The organism is Pandoraea norimbergensis, from assembly GCF_001465545.3.
GTDB lineage: Bacteria > Pseudomonadota > Gammaproteobacteria > Burkholderiales > Burkholderiaceae > Pandoraea > Pandoraea norimbergensis.
Genome location: NZ_CP013480.3, coordinates 5,206,812 through 5,224,987, shown reverse-complemented (window position 1 = coordinate 5,224,987; position 18,176 = coordinate 5,206,812). Strand labels below are relative to the sequence as shown.

Annotated in this window: 15 protein-coding genes and 2 tRNA genes; 7 read left to right on the top strand and 10 right to left on the bottom strand. The window is 63.6% G+C overall.

The window, feature by feature from the left end; translation table 11 throughout:
- Positions 1–111: 111 nt before the first annotated feature.
- The 6 genes from AT302_RS22855 to AT302_RS22830 all read right to left on the bottom strand — a co-directional run bounded on the left by AT302_RS22855 (position 112) and on the right by AT302_RS22830 (position 6,708).
- A complete protein-coding gene (locus tag AT302_RS22855) occupies positions 112–1,023 on the bottom strand; it encodes a LysR family transcriptional regulator (protein ID WP_058375973.1) in 912 nt (303 codons plus the stop codon).
- Between the two features lie 62 nt (positions 1,024–1,085).
- A complete protein-coding gene (locus AT302_RS22850; protein ID WP_058375972.1) occupies positions 1,086–1,913 on the bottom strand; it encodes a dioxygenase family protein in 828 nt (275 codons plus the stop codon).
- Between the two features lie 21 nt (positions 1,914–1,934).
- Positions 1,935–2,348: a DoxX family protein gene (locus tag AT302_RS22845; RefSeq protein ID WP_058375971.1), complete on the bottom strand. Its 414-nt coding sequence runs from the start codon at positions 2,346–2,348 to the stop codon at positions 1,935–1,937.
- Between the two features lie 302 nt (positions 2,349–2,650).
- Positions 2,651–3,904 carry a glycolate oxidase subunit GlcF gene (gene glcF, locus AT302_RS22840; RefSeq protein WP_058375970.1) on the bottom strand — a complete coding sequence of 418 codons (1,254 nt, stop codon included), beginning with the start codon at positions 3,902–3,904 and terminating at the stop codon, positions 2,651–2,653.
- 6 nt (positions 3,905–3,910) lie between these two features.
- On the bottom strand, positions 3,911–5,080 hold the full coding sequence (gene glcE, locus AT302_RS22835) for a glycolate oxidase subunit GlcE (protein WP_084656407.1): 1,170 nt from the start codon (positions 5,078–5,080) through the stop codon (positions 3,911–3,913).
- Positions 5,080–6,708 carry an FAD-linked oxidase C-terminal domain-containing protein gene (locus AT302_RS22830; protein WP_084656406.1) on the bottom strand — a complete coding sequence of 543 codons (1,629 nt, stop codon included), beginning with the start codon at positions 6,706–6,708 and terminating at the stop codon, positions 5,080–5,082. Before AT302_RS22830 ends, glcE begins: the two co-directional genes overlap by 1 nt.
- 286 nt (positions 6,709–6,994) lie before the next feature.
- Between AT302_RS22830 and AT302_RS22825 the strand changes: the two genes are divergently transcribed.
- Both AT302_RS22825 and oxlT read left to right on the top strand, forming a co-directional pair.
- A complete protein-coding gene (locus AT302_RS22825; protein WP_058375969.1) occupies positions 6,995–7,804 on the top strand; it encodes a FadR/GntR family transcriptional regulator in 810 nt (269 codons plus the stop codon).
- A gap of 1,068 nt (positions 7,805–8,872) precedes the next feature.
- Positions 8,873–10,192, top strand: a complete 1,320-nt coding sequence (gene oxlT / locus AT302_RS22820) for an oxalate/formate MFS antiporter (RefSeq protein ID WP_058375968.1) — start codon at positions 8,873–8,875, stop codon at positions 10,190–10,192.
- 149 nt (positions 10,193–10,341) lie between these two features.
- Here oxlT and AT302_RS22815 read toward each other — a convergent pair.
- From AT302_RS22815 to fdxA, 3 genes are all read right to left on the bottom strand, one after another.
- Positions 10,342–10,417 (bottom strand) — tRNA-Asn (locus AT302_RS22815).
- 87 nt (positions 10,418–10,504) lie between these two features.
- Positions 10,505–10,580 (bottom strand) — tRNA-Asn (locus AT302_RS22810).
- 93 nt (positions 10,581–10,673) lie between these two features.
- Positions 10,674–10,997 carry a ferredoxin FdxA gene (gene fdxA, locus AT302_RS22805; protein WP_058375967.1) on the bottom strand — a complete coding sequence of 108 codons (324 nt, stop codon included), beginning with the start codon at positions 10,995–10,997 and terminating at the stop codon, positions 10,674–10,676.
- 308 nt (positions 10,998–11,305) lie between these two features.
- On the opposite strand from fdxA, the gene pncB reads away from it, so the two are divergent.
- From pncB to rmuC, 5 genes are all read left to right on the top strand, one after another.
- Positions 11,306–12,502 (top strand): nicotinate phosphoribosyltransferase, encoded by a 1,197-nt coding sequence (pncB, locus tag AT302_RS22800; RefSeq protein WP_058379878.1) that lies wholly within the window; start codon positions 11,306–11,308, stop codon positions 12,500–12,502.
- Positions 12,503–12,719: 217 nt separating this feature from the next.
- Positions 12,720–13,382 (top strand): LutC/YkgG family protein, encoded by a 663-nt coding sequence (locus AT302_RS22795; protein ID WP_058375966.1) that lies wholly within the window; start codon positions 12,720–12,722, stop codon positions 13,380–13,382.
- Between the two features lie 241 nt (positions 13,383–13,623).
- Positions 13,624–15,048 (top strand): sodium:proton antiporter, encoded by a 1,425-nt coding sequence (locus AT302_RS22790; protein WP_058375965.1) that lies wholly within the window; start codon positions 13,624–13,626, stop codon positions 15,046–15,048.
- 80 nt (positions 15,049–15,128) lie between these two features.
- Entirely contained in the window at positions 15,129–16,118 is a 990-nt protein-coding gene (locus AT302_RS22785) for a 2-hydroxyacid dehydrogenase (RefSeq protein ID WP_058375964.1), read from the top strand.
- A gap of 10 nt (positions 16,119–16,128) precedes the next feature.
- Positions 16,129–17,586 (top strand): DNA recombination protein RmuC, encoded by a 1,458-nt coding sequence (gene rmuC, locus AT302_RS22780; RefSeq protein ID WP_407668805.1) that lies wholly within the window; start codon positions 16,129–16,131, stop codon positions 17,584–17,586.
- 76 nt (positions 17,587–17,662) lie between these two features.
- Here rmuC and AT302_RS22775 read toward each other — a convergent pair whose 3' ends face one another.
- Positions 17,663–18,148 (bottom strand): GNAT family N-acetyltransferase, encoded by a 486-nt coding sequence (locus tag AT302_RS22775; protein ID WP_058375963.1) that lies wholly within the window; start codon positions 18,146–18,148, stop codon positions 17,663–17,665.
- Between the last annotated feature and the right edge of the window lie 28 nt (positions 18,149–18,176).

Sequence of the window (18,176 nt, the reverse complement as noted above, 5' to 3'; positions counted from 1 at the left end):
TGCAGGGGGATTCTGTGCGATTCGTGGGGCTTTCGCAGGGGATGCAAGCAAGTTGCTGTGACCCCGGGCGGGGCCGCGTGCCGGGCGTCAGGCGCAGGTTGGGAGTGCCGTTCAGGGCCGGTCGATCGCGCGCCAGCCAGGCATGGCAAAAGCTTCGACGAGGAAGTCGATCAGCGCACGTACTTTGGCACTCAGGTATTTGCGGGTCGGGTAGACGGCGTAGATGCCGGTCTCGCCCTGCGTGTACTCGGGCAGAAACTCGATGAGCCGGCCCTCGCGCAGCGCGTCCTGCACAAGGAAGGCCGGTTGCAGAATCACCCCTGTGCCCGCTTCGGCCGCCGCGAGGCAGGTGTCGCCGTTGTCGGCAATCAGCCGGGCATGGGTTCGCACAGAAACCGGCCCGTCGGGGCCGTCGAAGCGCCACTCGCGACGATGCGAGAAGTAGCTGTAGCCGACGGTTTCATGATGGGCGAGTTCACTCGGATGCTGCGGGGTGCCGTGCTGGGCCAGATAACCCGGTGACGCGCAGAGCACCATGCGGGTGCCCGCCAGCCGGCGATGCACGAGCGACGAGTCAGGCAGCCGCGTGATGCGGATGGCCAGATCGTAGCCCTCTTCGACGATATCGATCAGACGGTCGCTGAGCGTGATATCGAGCGAAACCTGTGGATGCTGGGCGAGAAACGTCGGCCATAGCGGCGCCAGATGGAGCACCCCGAAGGTGTGCGGCGCGTTGATGCGTAGTGGCCCGGCGGGCTGGCCGTCCTGCTCGCCGGCCATAGCGTCGGCTTCGTCGAGTTCGGAGAGAATCTGGCGGCAGCGCTCGACGTAGCGCTGCCCGGGCTCGGTGAGCGACAGGCGGCGTGTCGTGCGTTGCAGTAGCCGCGTGCCCAGCCGCGCTTCAAGGTCGGCGACGTAACGCGAGATGGCTGTCTTCGAGATGCCGAGTGCGGCGGCCGCCTTCACGAAGCTGCCTGACTCGACCACGGCGATGAAACACTCGATCTCGCGCAGTTTATTCATGCCGGGGCGTGGCTCCTGAAGGTATCGGACCGATCGGCAGATCGGTCGGCGAACGTTGACCGCTATTGTGCCAGTGCCGCGACCTCTGCGAGTGACGGGGCGGCATTGCCGAACGCGAACGCGTCCATGCGCAGCGCGCCGTAGGTCGCGCCGGTATCGAAATGCGTTTGCTTCGCCGCATTGTCGGCAGCACCCAGTGCCATGTAGAGCGGCAACAGATGCTCGTCGGTCGGATGCGCGCGCTCGGCATGCGGGGCGCGGGCGCGATAGTCGAACAACGCGTCGAGATCCATGGCGGCGAGATGCTCGGTGAACCACGCGACGAATTCGGCCAAGTACGGGGCTTCCGCACGGTCCTCGGACGGTGCGCGAAACACTTCGTGCAGGTTATGCGTGAAGCTGCCGGAGGCCACGATCAGGACGCCGTCTTGCGCGAGCGGGGCCAACAGTTGGCCGACGCGGTAGTGGTACTCGGGGCGCATCTGACGTTGCAGCGACAACTGCGTGACGGGCACGTCGGCATCGGGAAATAGGTAGCGCAACGGCACCCACGCGCCGTGATCGAGACCCCATTGGTCGTCGGTCGTGGCGGGCAATTCGGCGGCGCGCAGCATCTCCACAGTGCGCTCGGCGAGGGCGGGCGCGCCGGCGGCCGGGTATTGCAGGCCGTACAGTTCGCGCGGAAAGCCCCCGAAATCGTGGATGGTGCGTTGCTGCGCGAGATTCCCGACACGCGGGGTCGGCGTGGACCAGTGCGGCGAAATCACGAGAATTTCACGCGGACGCGGGACTGCACGGCCCAGCGCCGTCAACAACGGGCCGGTGCGACCGGGTTCGAGCGCAAGCAGTGGCGAACCGTGGGAGACGAACAGCGTGGGCAGGGCAGACATGACGATTTCTCCAGCAAAGAATTACGCGGTGCGGGTGCGAGCGGCCGAACGAACCGACCAGGCGCCGTCACCCAGCAGTGCCACCACGAGCAGCGCGACCAGCCAGAACGCGGGGAATTCCCAGCCGCCGCCCTTGTTGGTGAACGCCCAGCCGTTGTGACCGTGCACGCTCACGATGGTGCCGAGCATCAGTGCGGCGAGCGGCAGGGCAGCCCAGCGGGCATAAAACCCGGTAATCAGCATCAGGCCGCCGACGAGTTCGAGTGCCATCGTGACATACGCCAGGAAGGGCGGCAGACCCAGCGAGCCGAAGAACCCGACAAACCCGGGGATCGTGAACACGAACACTTTCAACGACAGGTGGGCGAGGAAGAGAATGCCCAGCGAAACGCGCAGCAACAGCGCGGCATACGGGGCGGTTTTGTTATCGATCATGACAGGCTCCAGCGAGGGAATCGGTTGTTGTTCAGTGCAACGTTTGGCTTGTCAGCGCAACGTTGTGCTGACTTAGCCCCGATTCTAGGGAGTGCGATCGTCCAGATAAACGGGCACGGCCGGGATTGATTGTCCCTCCTGTGGGGATAATCGCCAGCCGGCCGTGCAAGGTGTGATGAGGCTGCCGATTAGATCGGCAGCACTCGGGTCGACATCAGGGGGATCGGATCATGCGGGCATCATCCGGTGGGTGCCATCCGGCAGACACCCTCGGGACGACGCTGCCGTACGGCAGTCGGCAGTCACTGGGCCGGCGTCATCATCCGGTCGAGCAGCTCGATCCAGTGCTGGACCGGCGCGTGATCGCGCGAATGTTCGCCCTTGGCGGTCGCCTGCAAATGGCAGATGCAGCCCACGTTGGCCGACACCACCAGTTCCGGATCAAGGGCGTCGAGCGACTTCCACTTGGCGTCGCGCAGTTGATGCGAGAGCACCGGCTGCGTCACCGAATAGGTCCCCGCCGAGCCGCAGCAAATGTGGCTGTCCTGCGGCAGCATCACGTTCACGCCGACCTGCGCGAGCAGCTTCTCCACCACGCCCTTGAGTTGCTGACCGTGCTGCAACGTGCAGGGCGGGTGGTAGGCGATCTTGCCTGTCTTGCGGTTCGGCATGCGGCGCTGCAACGCTTCCACGTTATCGAGCATGACTTCCGAGAGATCGCGCGCCAACTCGGAGACACGCTGTGCCTTGCCCGCGTATTGCGCGTCGTGGCGCAGCAGGTGGCCGTACTCCTTGATCGTGGCGCCGCAGCCGGACGCGTTGATCACGATGGCCTCGGCACCCGCTTCGATCTCGGGCCACCAGGCGTCGATGTTGCGGCGGGCATCGTCGAGCCCGTCGTCGTGATAGTTCAGGTGCAGGCGAATCGCGCCACAGCAGCCGGCAGACGACGGACGGACCATCTCGATGCCGAGCGCGTCGAGCACCCGTGCGGTCGCCTTGTTGACGTTCGGCAACATGGCCGGTTGCACACAGCCTTCGAGCATCAACATGCGGCGCGCGTGTTTGCCCTGCGGCCAACTGCCCGAGCGTTGACGGTGCGGCACCTTCTCGCGCAGCGATCGGGGCAGCAGCGTGCGGAATTGCTGACCCAGACGCAGCGCCGGCGAAAACAGCGCGCGGTTGGGCAGCACGTGGGCGAGTGTCCAGCGCAAGGCGCGCTCACCGGCCGGGCGGCCGACTTTTGCGTCGACGTGACGGCGGCCGATCTCGGCCAGCCGTCCGTATTGCACGCCCGACGGGCAGGTTGATTCGCAGCTGCGGCAGGTGAGGCAGCGGTCCAGATGGCGCTGCGTTTCGCGCGTCACGGGCTGGCCCTCGACCATCTGCTTGATGAGATAAATGCGCCCGCGCGGGCCATCGAGTTCATCGCCCAGCAACTGATAGGTCGGGCACGTGGCCGTGCAAAAGCCGCAATGCACGCATTTGCGAAGAATGGCTTCGGCTTCGTCGCCATCCGGTGTGTGGCGGAGGAATTCTGCGAGGTTCGTTTGCATCGTCTTTTAGCAGTACAGCCGGTGGCGGTTGAAGATGCGGCTCGGATCGAAAGCTTGCTGCAAGCGCTCGCCGATGGCTTGTATTGCGGCCGGTTGTGCGGTGAACACGCCGGCCGACTTGTCGCCGTGGCGGAACAGCGTAGCATGCCCGCCTGTCGCTGCGGCAATGGCGCGCACTTCGGCGGCGCTGCGCGGTGTAATCCACCACCGTTGCGCACCACCCCATTCGATCAGATGCTCATCGCCATGCGCGAGCGGCGGCGTGGTCGGCGGCACCGACAAACGCCAGAGCGCTTCGCCCTGCGCGGCAATCGGCGAGCGTGCGAAGAACGCGTGTGTCTGTTCGCGTAACGATTGCCAAAACTGCTGCGCTTCGATCACGTCGATCAGATCGCCGCCCATGGCCGTGCGCGCGGCATCGATGGCGGCCGCCGCGCCGCCCAGACGCACGCTGAGCACGCCGTCATGCCATGCCGAGCCCATCAGCGGCAGCGGTTGGCCACCCCAACGGTTGAGTTGATCAATGGCCTGCGCTTGCGGCATGGCATAGCGCAACGTGGCTTCGGCCACCGGTTGCGGCAGCACCTTGATGGAGAGTTCGAGCAACACGCCAAGGGTGCCGAGTGCACCGGCGAGCACGCGCGAGACGTCGTAGCCGGCCACGTTCTTCATGACCTGTCCGCCGAAGTGCAACACCTGTCCTTGCCCGTTCATCACCACGGCTCCCAGCACGAAGTCGCGCGGTGCGCCCACGTGCGGGCGGCGGGGGCCTGCCAGACCGGCGGCGATGCAACCGCCGAGTGTCGCGCCCGGGCCGAAGTGCGGCGGCTCGAAGGGCAGGATCTGGCCCTTCTCCGCGAGCGCGGCTTCGATGTCGGCGAGCGGCGTACCGGCGCGCGCGGTAATGACGAGCTCAGCCGGGTCGTACGAGACGATGCCCGCATAGGCACGCATGTCGAGCCGTTCGCCCGACGGCAGTTGACCGTACCAGCGCTTGGTGTTGCCACCGTGAATGTCTAGCGGTGTACCCGCAGCGGTGGCCGCGAGCACGCGCGCGCGTATGGCGTCGAGTGCCTGCGCCGCATGGCGAGCGGCTTGCGTGTCTTGAACAGCCGGTGCGGCCGGTGCGCCCGACACTTCAGTGGCGAGAGGGGAAATCGTAGGGGCCTGTGACATCAGAACCTCGGCAAATCAGGGTGCGGCAACAGGCCGTTACGCACGTGCATCTTGCCGTACTCGGCGCAGCGCGCGCGCGTGGGGATTGCCTTGTCGGCGTTGAGCAGCCCGGCAGGGTCGAAGGCGCGCTTGATCGCGAAGAACGCATCGCGCTCTTCCGGCGAGAACTGCACGCACATGGAATTGATTTTTTCGATACCGACACCGTGCTCGCCGGTGACCGTGCCGCCCAGTTCGACGCAGGCTTCGAGAATGTCGCTGCCAAACGCTTCGGCGCGATGCCATTCGTCGAGATCGTTGCCGTTGAACAGAATCAGCGGATGCATGTTGCCGTCGCCCGCATGGAAGACGTTGATGCAGCGCAAGCCGTATTGCACTTCCATCGCTTCGATACGCTTGAGCAGCGTGCCGATCGTGCGGCGCGGAATCGTGCCGTCCATGCAGTAGTAGTCGGGCGAAATGCGCCCTGCCGCGGGGAAGGCATTCTTGCGCCCTGACCAGAACCGCAGGCGTTCGGCTTCGGACGTCGACACCTGAATGCGCGTAGCCCCCGAGGCGCGCAGCACCGCCGAGACACGCGCGATTTCTTCGGCGACTTCTTCCGCAGTACCGTCGGATTCACTCAGCAGGATGGCGGCGGCATTCAGATCGTAGCCCGCGTGGACGAACTCTTCGACGGCCTGCGTCGCGGGCTTATCCATCATTTCGAGACCCGCCGGGATGATGCCCGCCGCAATGATCGCTGCTACGGCGTTGCCGCCCGCTTCCACGTCATCGAAACTCGCCATGACGACTTGCGCCACTTGCGGTTTCGGCACGAGCTTGACGGTGATTTCGGTCACGACGCAGAACATGCCTTCGCTCCCGATAAATACGGAGAGCAGATCGAGGCCGGGCGAATCGAGCGCGTGCGAGCCGAATTCCACGACATCGCCATCCATCGTCACGGCACGTACGCGCAATACGTTGTGCACGGTGAGGCCGTATTTCAGACAGTGCACGCCGCCGGAGTTCTCGGAGACATTGCCGCCGATCGTGCAGGCGATCTGCGAGGAAGGATCGGGGGCGTAGTACAAGCCATAAGGCGCGGCGGCTTCTGACACGGCGAGGTTGCGTACGCCGGGCTGCACGGTGGCCGTGCGCGCGTACGCGTCGACTTCGAGAATGCGTTTGAACTTCGCCAGCGAGAGCACGATGCCGTCGGTAATCGGCATCGCACCGCCCGACAATCCGGTGCCCGCGCCCCGTGGCACGACCGGGACCTGATGCTCGCGGCAGGCGCGCAAAATGCGGCACACCTGATCTTCGTCCGACGGCAGGACCACGGCCAGTGGCAAGCGGCGGTAGGCCGCCAGACCGTCGCACTCATAGGGCGTGATCTGTTCACGGTCGGTGAGCCACAGGGCGTCGGGGACGGCGGCGCGCAAGGCCGCAAGTCTGGCCGCGCGCTGGGGCTCGTCGACTGCCGGGAAGACAGGTTCAGCCGACACGATTGGCAAGGCTGGCAAGCCGGCGGCGTTGGCGGCGCCGGCAGTGCCGGTCGGGGGCGTGTCGCGCAGCAGGGCGTCCGGCGCCACAGGTCCGGCCGAGGCGGGCGGGCTGCGTGTCGGTTGAGGATTCGAAGCCATGGGCGTCTCGTGCTCGAAAGGTCGTTGGCGGTTATTATGTTTTATCTGGTCTACTGGTAGACTGGTCGACCAGTTGTCCGATGACGTCATCCTAAAGGGAATGGTCTTATTTCGACTACCGGGTTAACCCTTGATTTGAGGGTGATTCCTAGCCGATCGCTGAGGGAGGGCGTCCGGGGCGGCGCTGGCCTGCCCCGGCGTGAGTGCCATCCTGTATCGTTGCGTCTCTGAGTATTTTTCGTCGAGAACCCCAGCCGACATGTCGTCTACCGAGCCGTCTCTGCCTATGTCTACCGTATCCAACAGCGATATTCCGGGTGCCGTCGCGAGCTTTGCGCCGGTCACGCCGCCGCCGCGTCTGCGGCTCTCCGACATGGTCTACGAGCAACTGGAGACGATGGTCGTTGAAGGGCGACTCGCGCCCGGTTCGGCACTGCCGTCGGAGCGCGATCTGGCCCAGCAGATGGGGGTTTCGCGGCCTTCGTTGCGCGAGGCGCTGCTGCGTCTGGAGTCGCGCGGGCTGATCGTCGGGCGCGCCGGGGGCGGGTATCTGGTCGCCAATGCCAGCCAGCCACTGCTCGCTGAACCGCTCTCGCAACTGATGTCGCGGCACAGCAAGACGGTCGACGACGTGCTGGAAATGCGAGAAGTGCTCGAAGCCAAGGCCGTCGAGCTGGCGGCCGAGCGTGCCACGCCCGAGGACATTGCGCGGCTGGCGCAGGCCCTCGAAGCGCTGGAGGTGGCTTTTGCGGCAGGGCGGGACGGCCTTGACGGGCAAAACGGGGACGCTCGTGGCGCGTCGCTGCTGACGCGGGTGCCCGAACTCGATGCCCATTTCCATCTCGCGCTTGCGGAAGCCACGCACAACCTTGTGCTGGTTCACCTGATGCACGCCATCTTCGAACTGCTGCGCGGCTCGGTCGTGGATAACTACCGCGCCATCGTCGGTCACGGCGCCGATCTGGCCGAACTGATCGATCAGCATCGCCGCATCTTCAACGCCGTGGCGTCACACGATGCGGCCAGCGCGCAGCGCTCGCTGCGCGAACACCTCGCCTTCATCCGCGACAACTCGGGCGACACCGACGCCGTCTGATCGAACGGCGGGTGGCGTTGCTGCCAGCCGTCGTTGCCCCCCAATCGGGCGTCATCCGGCGCGCTCGCATCACCTGCTAAAACGTCATCGTTTTCCCTGACCTTGTACTGCCCGTCGCTACGCTGCGGCAGCACAGGGTCACGCGTCTCAGTCCGCCCGTCACCCCACACCCGTAAGGCTGCCGCGCGTTTCGCGGTTATCAAGCGCTCACCTCGCACGCGTAAGCCAACCACCGTTCACGTGCTGACCGACACCCGAAAGCGGGCGCACTCGGGTTGACAGTGGTTCAGGCATCGACTACTTTTGGAACCATAAAAATACTTAATTCGATATATTGAATCTTGTATATCAGATTCAATTTGTCGGAGCGGTCACCAAAGTTTCGCAAAAATCCGGGGAAATCCGGACGCCGCGAAACCCTCCGGAGTGAACCGGAAGGCGTTGGACAGGCCGCGGCACAAGTCGGAGACACAAGTTGGGTAAGCACACCTTTCCTTTCGGGCAGCCTGAGTGCGGCGTTTGCACTGCACTGGCTGTCCAGTCGTATCCGTCGCCCATGTCCTCACGATGGCTGTGGGGCACCCGGCGGTCCTCATCTCCCTGCCGCCCGTCGTGGGCAGGCGATTCGGCGATCACGCGTCCGCGAGGCGCGCCCGCCTGAGTGACGGGGTGCGGCCTGCGGGGGACTTCGGCAAACCGACAGCGCCCCAGACCCGCAACCCGAACTCGAATTCATTACCGTAGCCACCCTTCGGCAGTCGGCAACTTGCCGGCACGGGCCAAACGCCTGTGCCGCCGCGCCGAAGCGGGGGCCGGAAGTGTCCTTTGGCGCTTCCGCAAGTCAGTCAGCCGGGGCCCGAGCCCCGCGAGCGCGCCGCCAGGCGACGCTCCAGGATCAAGCGGCCAACCATGAGCCGCATGCAACGCCAGGAGGCGTGCCGTACGCGCTGTCACCCAAGCCGTGACGCGCGACGACACGCGATGACGGTGGTACCCCCTTCACAGCGCGCAGGTGCGCGCGATCGGGCGGGCCGCCGGCAATCGTCTGACAGGAACAGGAGGCAAGTCATGCAAGCAGCTGCGCAACCGGAGGAGAAAACCTCTTTTCTGGGAGGGCGCTGGTCACAACTGGTGATCGGCATCATCTGTATGGGCCTGGTGGCCAATCTGCAATATTCGTGGACGCTGTTCGTCGAGCCGATGGAGGCCAAGAACCATTGGGGCATCGCGGCGATTCAGGTCGCATTCTCGATCTTCATCGTGGTGGAAACCTGGCTCGTGCCGATCGAAGGCTGGCTCGTCGATCGCTTCGGGCCCCGTCCGGTCGTTGCGGGCGGCGCTATCTGCGTAGCGCTCTCGTGGATCATGTACTCGTACGCCACGACGCTGACCGTGCTTTATACGGCGGCCGTCATCGCCGGTATCGGCGCCGGTTGCGTGTACGGCACTTGCGTGGGTAACGCTCTCAAGTGGTTCCCGGACAAGCGCGGTCTGGCGGCTGGCCTCACGGCGGCCGGCTTCGGTGCGGGCGCGGCGCTGACGGTGATTCCGATTGCGAACATGATTCGCGAGTCGGGCTACGAAGCGGCGTTCTTCAACTTCGGCATCGTGCAAGGCGTGGCGATCTTCATCCTCGCGCTGCTGATGGTCAAGCCGCGTGCACCGAAGGGTGTCACCGTGTCGCGCCGCAATCTGGCGACCAAGGTCGACTACACCTCGGGTCAGATGATTCGCACGCCGGTGTTCTGGGTGATCTATGTGTGCTTCGTGGCAGTGGCCGCAGGCGGCCTGATGGCCACGGCGCAGATCGGCCCGATCGCGAAGGACTACGGCATTGCTTCGATGCCGATGACGCTCTTCGGTGCGACCTTGCCGCTGCTCACGATGACGCTGTCGATCGACAATCTTTGCAACGGCTTTACGCGTCCGCTGTGTGGTTTCGTGTCGGACAAGATCGGTCGTGAAAACGCGATGTTCATCATCTTCCTCGGTGAAGGGGTGGCGATGCTGGGCCTGATGCACTTCGGTCAGAACCCGTACATGTTCGTGTTCTTCGCTGCGATGACGTTCCTGTGCTGGGGCGAGATCTTCTCGATCTTCCCGGCGCTGTGTGCAGACACGTTCGGTGGCAAGAATGCCGCGTCGAACGCCGGTACGCTGTACACCGCAAAGGGAACGGCTGCGCTGCTGGTGCCGCTTGCGTCGGTGCTCGCCGTGGGTGGTCACTGGGACCGTGTGTTCATCGCCGCTGCCGTGATCAGTATCGCGGCCGCCATTGCGGCGAAGTTCCTGCTCCAGCCGATGCGCCGTCGCTGGATCGAGAGCGTGAACAGTCCGGAAACGCTCAGTTCGCACGTGCCGCCGATCGGGGCACCCGCCAGCGAGTAAGTCTGTGCTGGTGTGACTGACAAGGACGGGGTACCGGAAACGGTGCCCCGTTTTTTATTGGGCACGGCATTTACACGGGAGAAGGGAGGGGTAGATGCCGTCGCCGGAAACAAAAAAGCCTCGCCGATTGGCGAGGCTTTCTGCGTTTTTGGCTCCTCGACCTGGGCTCGAACCAGGGACCTACGGATTAACAGTCCGGCGCTCTACCAACTGAGCTATCGAGGATCAAACTGGGATGTCATGCATCGCTGTAACGGTGCATCGACTAAAACAAAAGCCTCGCGTGCGCGAGGCCATCGCTACGGTAATTCTTGGCTCCTCGACCTGGGCTCGAACCAGGGACCTACGGATTAACAGTCCGGCGCTCTACCAACTGAGCTATCGAGGATCAAAACAGAAAGCGATTATAGTGGCGATTTTCAGACACTGTCAACACTCGAAATGCACTTTTTCTGCATCGAATGTGGCTGCCACCGCCGAATTAGCGCTCCAACAGCTTGAGCTTGTCGGCGACGTCTTTCCACTGATCGGCATCGGCCAGCGGGGCCTTGGTCTTCGTGATGCTCGGCCACAGCGGCGAGAGTTCGGCGTTCAGCGCGATGAATTCCTGTTGATCGCCCGGGACGTCCTCTTCAGCGTAGATGGCGTTTGCCGGACACTCGGCCACACAGACCGCGCAATCGATGCACTCGTCCGGATCGATGGCCAGAAAGTTCGGGCCTTCGCGGAAGCAATCGACGGGACAAACGTCGACACAATCCGTGTATCGACACTTGATGCAGTTTTCGGTGACAACGTGGGTCATGCCAACTCCAGAACGTAGGGCGCAACGGCTTCGATCGGCCGTTAAAACGCGTATTGTAGCGCAGCCCGGGGTCGCGGGTGAGGGTGCTCGGTGACTTGTGGCTGGTGTCGCCGGCGTCATATGGGCCACGGCTTTGCGGTACCATCGAGCGTGCCCTTGCGAGGCCGGTGACATCTCATCTGCCCTGCAAGGACGGAAATTCGCTCGCGTGCGGTGCGCGGCATGGGGTGACTCCCACGTGTCGTGCACCCATCGTCGATATGCAGCGTTCGCTGCTTCTGTGCGTGCTCCCGCCGGGGCCTGTCGTCATGATCATCACGTCGCTGCTCGATACCGATCTCTACAAATTCACGATGATGCAGGTTGTGCTGCATCACTTTCCTGCGGCGCAGGTGGAATACCGCTTCAAGTGCCGCACGGAGGGCGTTGACCTCACGCCCTACGTCGACGAGATTCGCGACGAAATCCGGTTGCTGTGCGGCCTGCGGTTCACGGAGTCGGAGCTGAGTTATCTCGGCGCCATGCGCTTCATCAAGAGCGACTTCATCGATTTCCTCGATCTCTTTCACCTCAACGAGAAGTACGTCACCGTGCAGCCCTCGCCCAAGGGCAACGGCGAGATCGACATCACGATTCAGGGGCCGTGGCTGCACACGATCCTGTTTGAAATTCCGGTGCTCGCGATCGTCAACGAAGTGTATTTCCGCAATACCCAGCGTGTGCCTGCCTATGAAGAAGGACGTCAGCGCCTGCGCGACAAAATTCGCATGCTGGCCGAGCCGGTGGACTATCGCGATTGCAAAATTGCCGATTACGGCACGCGCCGCCGCTTCTCCAAGGAGTGGCACGAGGAAGTCATTCTCACGTTGCGCGAGGAATTGGGCGAACAGTTCGCGGGCACGAGCAACGTCTACTACGCATCGAAATTGGGGCTGACGCCGCTGGGCACGATGGCGCATGAGTATCTTCAGGCGTGTCAGGCATTGGGGCCACGTCTGCGCGACTCGCAGATCTTCGGGTTCGAGACGTGGGCCAAGGAATATCGCGGCGACCTTGGAATTGCGCTCTCCGACGTGTACGGCATGTCGGCGTTTCTGCGCGATTTCGACATGTACTTCTGCAAGCTCTTCGATGGAGCGCGTCACGACTCGGGCGATCCGTTCGCGTGGGGCGAGCGCCTGTTGCAGCATTACAGCGAGAACCGCGTCGATGCGCATACCAAGACGATGATTTTCTCGGACGGACTCGACATCCCCAAGGTGCTGCAATTGTTCGAACGCTTTCGCGATCGCTGCAAGCTGGCGTTCGGCGTCGGCACGAACCTCACCAACGACCTCGGTTATCAGCCGTTGCAGATCGTCATCAAGATGGTGCGCTGCAATGGTCAGCCGGTGGCCAAGCTGTCGGATTCGCCGGGCAAGAACATGTGCGACGACGACGCGTATCTGGCCTATCTGCGCCAGGTGTTCGAGATTGCACCGGAGCCGGCGCCCAGCCGGGGCTGAATCGCGTTGCGAGTGGCCAATCGACGTTGATTTGGGCCTCGTCCGAGCGTGGGGACAGACCATTCCGATAGTGCGCGAATGCCCGGTGCGTGGGCATCGCGTGCCGCTATAATTGCGCATCGCCCGCTGGACGTGTGCCAGCGGCTACCCGACACCTACGAAACAATCGACACGACGCCGGCCATGTACCGGTGTGCCGGCCTCTCAGGACGCAGCCATGGATACCACCGACGCCCGCAATCGCATCTTCGCCCGTATTCGCAACGCCCAGCATCGCCCTGATGCGGCGCGCGAGAACGAGCAGGCGGCGGCCGAGGACTATCTGGCGCGTCATCCGCAAGGGCCGCGCCCGGCGATGCCGGACGATCTCGTTGCCACGTTCATCGGCAAGGCCGAAGCGCTCTCGACCACGATTGCCCGCGTGCAGGCAATGCAGGATGTGCCGGCCGCTGCCGCGCAGTACCTGCAAGCGAACGGGCTCGTGACGCAAGCGGTTGCGTGGCCGACGTTGCGAGAACTGGATTGGGCGGGCGTCGGTTGCCACGTCGAATATCGCAAGCCGCTCGGTGAAGATCTCGTCGGCATTACCGGCTGCTTCTGCGCGGTGGCGGAAACGGGCGCACTGATGATGATGTCCGGCCCGGAGACATTTGCTTCGGCGACGTTGCTGCCCGAGACGCACATCGCTGTCGTGCCGGCCTCGCGCATCGTCGCGGGCCACGAAGATGCCTTCGGGCTGATGCGCACCGAGCGTGGGCAACTCTCGCGCGCGACCAATTTCATCGCCGGGCCGTCGCGTACGGCCGACATCGAACAGACGCTGGTGCTGGGTGCGCATGGCCCGTACCGCGTTCACGTCATCATCGTCGACGGCGCCTGAGTGGGGCGCTGATTGAGGCACCCGCCCAGTCCACGCTTTCCGAACTCGTTTTTTTGTACAAGGGGTGTGAGACAACTGTCGCATTGCGCACGAAGGCCGCTTGAGGCTTGTCGTATCGCGCTTTTCGAGCGGTTGTTTCGGATCCAAATAGGAAATATCCCAAGCTTTTGCCGCTTCGGGCACTCCTTCGAGAGGGGCGACTCGTAATAGATCGTCCATCAAACAACAGGAACCAGAAACCATGCAGAAGGGCATTTGGGGAGCAGTGGCCGCCGTGGGGCTGACGTTGATCAGTCCTGCCGCGCTTGCCGCAGGAGGCGGCCCGGACGGCGCACAACTCGTCGCGTGGTGGGGCTTGCCGTTCGCAGGCTTGCTGCTGTCGATCGCGCTCGGGCCGTTGGTTGCACCGGCGTTCTGGCATCACCACTTCGGCAAGATCGCGGCGTTCTGGGGCGCGGCGTTTCTGTTGCCGTTTGCGCTGGTGTATGGCGCAGGCGCGGCCTGGCACGGCGCGGTACACGCGCTGATCGCCGAATACATTCCCTTTGTCGTGCTGCTGACGGCACTCTTCACGACCGCCGGCGGCATCTGCCTGCATGGCAACCTGCGTGGCGGGCCGTGGCTCAATACGGGGCTGCTGGGGCTGGGCACGGTACTCGCCAGCATCATGGGCACGACCGGCGCGGCGATGCTGCTTATCCGCCCGCTGATTCGCGCAAACGACAACCGCAAGCACAACGTTCACGTGGTCGTGTTCTTCATCTTCCTGGTGGCGAACGCGGGCGGCTCACTGACCCCGCTCGGCGATCCGCCGTTGTTCCTCGGTTTCCTGCAAGGCGTCGAGTTCTTCTGGACGACGCGCCACCTCTGGCCCGAAACGCTGATGGCCTGCGCCATCTTGCTGGTCCTCTTCTTCCTGATCGATTCGTACTACTTCCGTCAGAAGGTGGAGGAAAAGATCGAAGAACTCGATCCGACGCCGCATGCAGCGCCGCTTCGTCTCGAGGGCAAACGTAACTTCGTGCTGCTCGCGGTCGCCGTGGGGCTGGTACTGATGAGCGGTATCTGGAAGCCGGGTGTCGTGTTCGACGTATTCGGTACGCCACTCACGCTGGAGAATCTGGCGCGCGATGTGGGACTTCTCGTCGTGACGGTGATTTCGCTCGCCATCACGCCGCGCACGGCGCGCGTCGGCAACGACTTCAACTGGGAGCCGATGAAAGAAGTCGGCAAGCTCTTCGCGGGTATCTTCCTGACGATCATTCCGGTGGTGGCGATTCTGCGTGCCGGTGAAGCAGGCGCGCTCGGCTGGGTGATCCGGCTGGTGACCGGCCCGGGCGGTGCGCCGGACAATGTCATGTACTTCTGGGCGACGGGCATCCTGTCGTCGTTCCTCGACAATGCGCCGACGTATCTCGTGTTCTTCAATACGGCAGGCGGCGACGCCGCAACGCTCATGACGTCGGGGGCGGCCACGCTGGCGGCCATTTCGGCGGGTGCCGTGTTTATGGGGGCGAACACGTACATCGGTAATGCACCCAACTTCATGGTCAAGGCCATTGCGGAGCAACGCGGCATTCGCATGCCGAGCTTCTTTGGCTATATGCTGTGGTCGGGCGCGATTCTGCTGCCGCTATTCGTACTGATGACCTTGATTTTCTTCTGAGCCGCAACGCAATAACGCTATGGCGCCCGGGTGCCGTAGCGTTGTCGTGCGATGAGCGGCCAACTCCTGCGAGACGATAGGTGAAACCGAAGATTCTGGTGGCCCGCGCCATTTTTCCGGACGTGATCGAACGGTTGGCGCAGTACTTTGAGGTCGAGCGCAACGACGCCGACACCGTGTATTCGAGTGATGAATTGCGGGCACGACTGGCCGACAAGGCTGGCGCGATCACGACCGCGAGCGAGCGTATCGATGCGTCGGTACTTGCCGGGGCGCCGCATTTGCGTGTGGTCGCCAATATGGCGGTGGGCTACAACAACTTCGACATCGAAGCGATGACCGCCGCCGGCGTGATGGCGACCAATACGCCTGACGTACTCAACGAGACGACGGCGGATTTCGGCTGGGCGCTGTTGATGGCCACCGCTCGGCGTGTCACGGAATCGGAGCGCTGGCTGCGTGAGGGCCACTGGAATAAGTGGGCTTACGACATGTTCCTCGGGGCCGACCTGCACGGCAGCACGCTGGGCATTATCGGCATGGGCCGCATCGGACAGGCGATTGCGCGCCGTGCCATGGGCTTCAACATGCGGGTGGTGTATCACAACCGCTCGCGTCTCGATGCCGCCACCGAGGCCGCTTGCAAGGCGTCATACGTCGACAAGGACACGCTGCTGGCGACGGCGGATCACGTCATTCTCGTGCTGCCCTATTCGGCGGCAACCCATCACACGATCGGCGCGGCGGAGCTAGCGGCCATGAAGCCGACGGCCACGCTGGTGAATCTGGCGCGGGGCGGTATCGTCGACGATGCGGCACTGGCGCAGGCACTGGCCGGCAAGCGAATTGCCGCGGCGGGGCTCGACGTATTCGAAGGTGAGCCGAGCGTGCATCCCGAGTTGCTCAAAGTACAGAACGTGGTGCTGACGCCGCATATCGCGAGCGCATCGGCCGCAACCCGCCGGGGCATGGCGAGCCTGGCAGCAGATAACCTGATTGCCGCGTTGGGGTTTGGATCGGCGCCGGGCAAACCGCCCTGCCTGCTCAACCCTGCCGTGCGTAAGGCCTAAGGAGGCAAGTGTGGAGATAGTGTTGGTAGCGCTGGCAGCGCTGAATCTGCTGGTGATGATTGTGATCGCCGTGAAGGTGTGGCAACGCAATGGCGATGCCGGCCTGCGCGCGACGCTCGTCGATTCGCTCACGAACGCGCGTGACGACATTCTGCGCGCGGCCGAGCGCAGTGAGCGTGGACTGCGTCAGGAGTTTGCCGAGACGGCACGTGCCGGGCGAGGCGAGCAGAGCGCGCAGATGGCGCAGTTTCAGCAGACGCTTGCCGCGCAGATGACGAGCGTGGCGACGGTGCAGAACAATCAGATCGACGGCTTTGCGCAGCAGTTGGCGAAGTTGACCGAGTCGAACGCGGCCCAACTCGATGCGGTGCGCCAGAGCCTTGTGCTCAATGGCCAGCAGATGCGCGAAGAGCAGACGTCGGCGCTGCGTCGCTTTGGTGAAGCACAGCATCAGCAACTGACGCAGTTGGCCGAGGGTAACGAGCGGCGTCTTGGCGAAGTGCGGGCGACGCTCGAACAAAAGCTCAAGGACATCGAGGTCAACAACTCGACGAAGCTCGAAGAGATGCGCCGCACGGTGGACGAGAAGCTGCACGCGACACTGGAGCAGCGGCTTGGCGAGTCGTTCAAGCTGGTGTCGGATCGACTGGAGCAGGTGCACCGCGGACTCGGCGAGATGCAGACGCTCGCGGCCGGTGTGGGCGATCTCAAGCGTGTGCTGACGAACGTGAAGACGCGTGGCATCTGGGGCGAAGTGCAGTTGCAGGCACTGCTCGAACAGTTGCTGACGGCCGATCAGTTTGCGAAGAACGTGGCCACGAAGCCGGGTAGCAGCGAGCGGGTTGAATTCGCCATCGCGCTGCCGGGCCAGAACGGCGACAGCGGCACGCCGGTGTACCTGCCGATCGACGCCAAGTTTCCGCGTGAGGACTATGAGCGACTGCTCGACGCACAGGAACGGGCAGATCCGGTGGCGGTGGAAGAGGCGTCCAAGGCGCTCGAAACCCGTATTCGTCTGGAGGCCAAGACCATTGCCGAGAAGTATTTGGCACCGCCTCACACGACGGACTTCGCGTTGCTGTTCTTGCCGACCGAAGGACTCTACGCAGAAGTGTTGCGCCGCCCGGGGCTGTCAGACCTGCTCCAGCGCGAGTATCGCGTGACGGTCGCGGGACCGACCACGCTGACGGCGCTGCTCAATAGCTTGCAGATGGGTTTCCGCACGCTTGCCATCGAGCGACGTTCGAGCGAGGTCTGGCAGGTGTTGGGCGCGGTGAAGACTGAATTCACCAAGTTCGGTGATGTGCTGGCCCGGACGAAGTCGCAGTTGGAGACGGTCACACGCTCGATCGATCAGGCGGAAGTGCGTACACGTCAGATGGCGCGCAAGCTCAAGACCGTTGAAGCGCTACCGGGTGAAGAGGCGACGCAGTTGCTGGGTGTGGAGATCGGGGCTGACGAGGAGTGAGCTTGTGTGCCGTAAGCCCATCAGCCCATCAGCTCACATGAGCCTATAGTTTCGAAAGCCCCGGGCCGGAGGCGCGTCAGGCGTCGCCTTCGGCAAACTGCGTGAGCGAGTCGCCCGCCATGCGAACGACACGCCATTCCGGCAGTACCGTTGCGCCCTGCGCGGTATAGAAATCAATCGCCGGCTGATTCCAGTCGAGCACCGTCCACTCGAAGCGTCCACAGCCGCGCTCCACAGCGATGCGGGCCAGGCGTCGAAGCAAGGCTTGTCCGACACCCTTGCCGCGCATCGTCGGCTGCACGTAGACATCTTCCAGATACAGACCACGGCGTCCGAGAAACGTCGAGAAGTTGTGGAAGAACAGCGCATAGCCGACCGGCTTGCCATCCCATTCCGCCATCAGACATTCCGCCGCCGGCGTGGCGCCGAACAAGGCGTCATGCACGCTGGCCGGTGTCGCTTCGAAAATATCGAGCAGCTTCTCGAAGACAGCCAATTCCCGCATCAAGCCGTGAATGGCATCGACGTCGTTCGGGGTAGCCGCACGCAAGTTCAAGGACATAGTGGGAATCTCGTCAGTCGGAAGGTTC

Excerpts from the sequence above, each read along its gene's own strand:
- AT302_RS22855 (WP_058375973.1), bottom strand. The coding sequence starts at position 1,023 with ATGAATAAACTGCGCGAGATCGAGTGTTTCATCGCCGTGGTCGAGTCA.
- AT302_RS22850 (WP_058375972.1), bottom strand. The coding sequence starts at position 1,913 with ATGTCTGCCCTGCCCACGCTGTTCGTCTCCCACGGTTCGCCACTGCTT.
- AT302_RS22845 (WP_058375971.1), bottom strand. The coding sequence starts at position 2,348 with ATGATCGATAACAAAACCGCCCCGTATGCCGCGCTGTTGCTGCGCGTT.
- glcF (WP_058375970.1), bottom strand. The coding sequence starts at position 3,904 with ATGCAAACGAACCTCGCAGAATTCCTCCGCCACACACCGGATGGCGAC.
- glcE (WP_084656407.1), bottom strand. The coding sequence starts at position 5,080 with ATGTCACAGGCCCCTACGATTTCCCCTCTCGCCACTGAAGTGTCGGGC.
- AT302_RS22830 (WP_084656406.1), bottom strand. The coding sequence starts at position 6,708 with ATGGCTTCGAATCCTCAACCGACACGCAGCCCGCCCGCCTCGGCCGGA.
- AT302_RS22825 (WP_058375969.1), top strand. The coding sequence starts at position 6,995 with ATGTCTACCGTATCCAACAGCGATATTCCGGGTGCCGTCGCGAGCTTT.
- oxlT (WP_058375968.1), top strand. The coding sequence starts at position 8,873 with ATGCAAGCAGCTGCGCAACCGGAGGAGAAAACCTCTTTTCTGGGAGGG.
- fdxA (WP_058375967.1), bottom strand. The coding sequence starts at position 10,997 with ATGACCCACGTTGTCACCGAAAACTGCATCAAGTGTCGATACACGGAT.
- pncB (WP_058379878.1), top strand. The coding sequence starts at position 11,306 with ATGATCATCACGTCGCTGCTCGATACCGATCTCTACAAATTCACGATG.
- AT302_RS22795 (WP_058375966.1), top strand. The coding sequence starts at position 12,720 with ATGGATACCACCGACGCCCGCAATCGCATCTTCGCCCGTATTCGCAAC.
- AT302_RS22790 (WP_058375965.1), top strand. The coding sequence starts at position 13,624 with ATGCAGAAGGGCATTTGGGGAGCAGTGGCCGCCGTGGGGCTGACGTTG.
- AT302_RS22775 (WP_058375963.1), bottom strand. The coding sequence starts at position 18,148 with ATGTCCTTGAACTTGCGTGCGGCTACCCCGAACGACGTCGATGCCATT.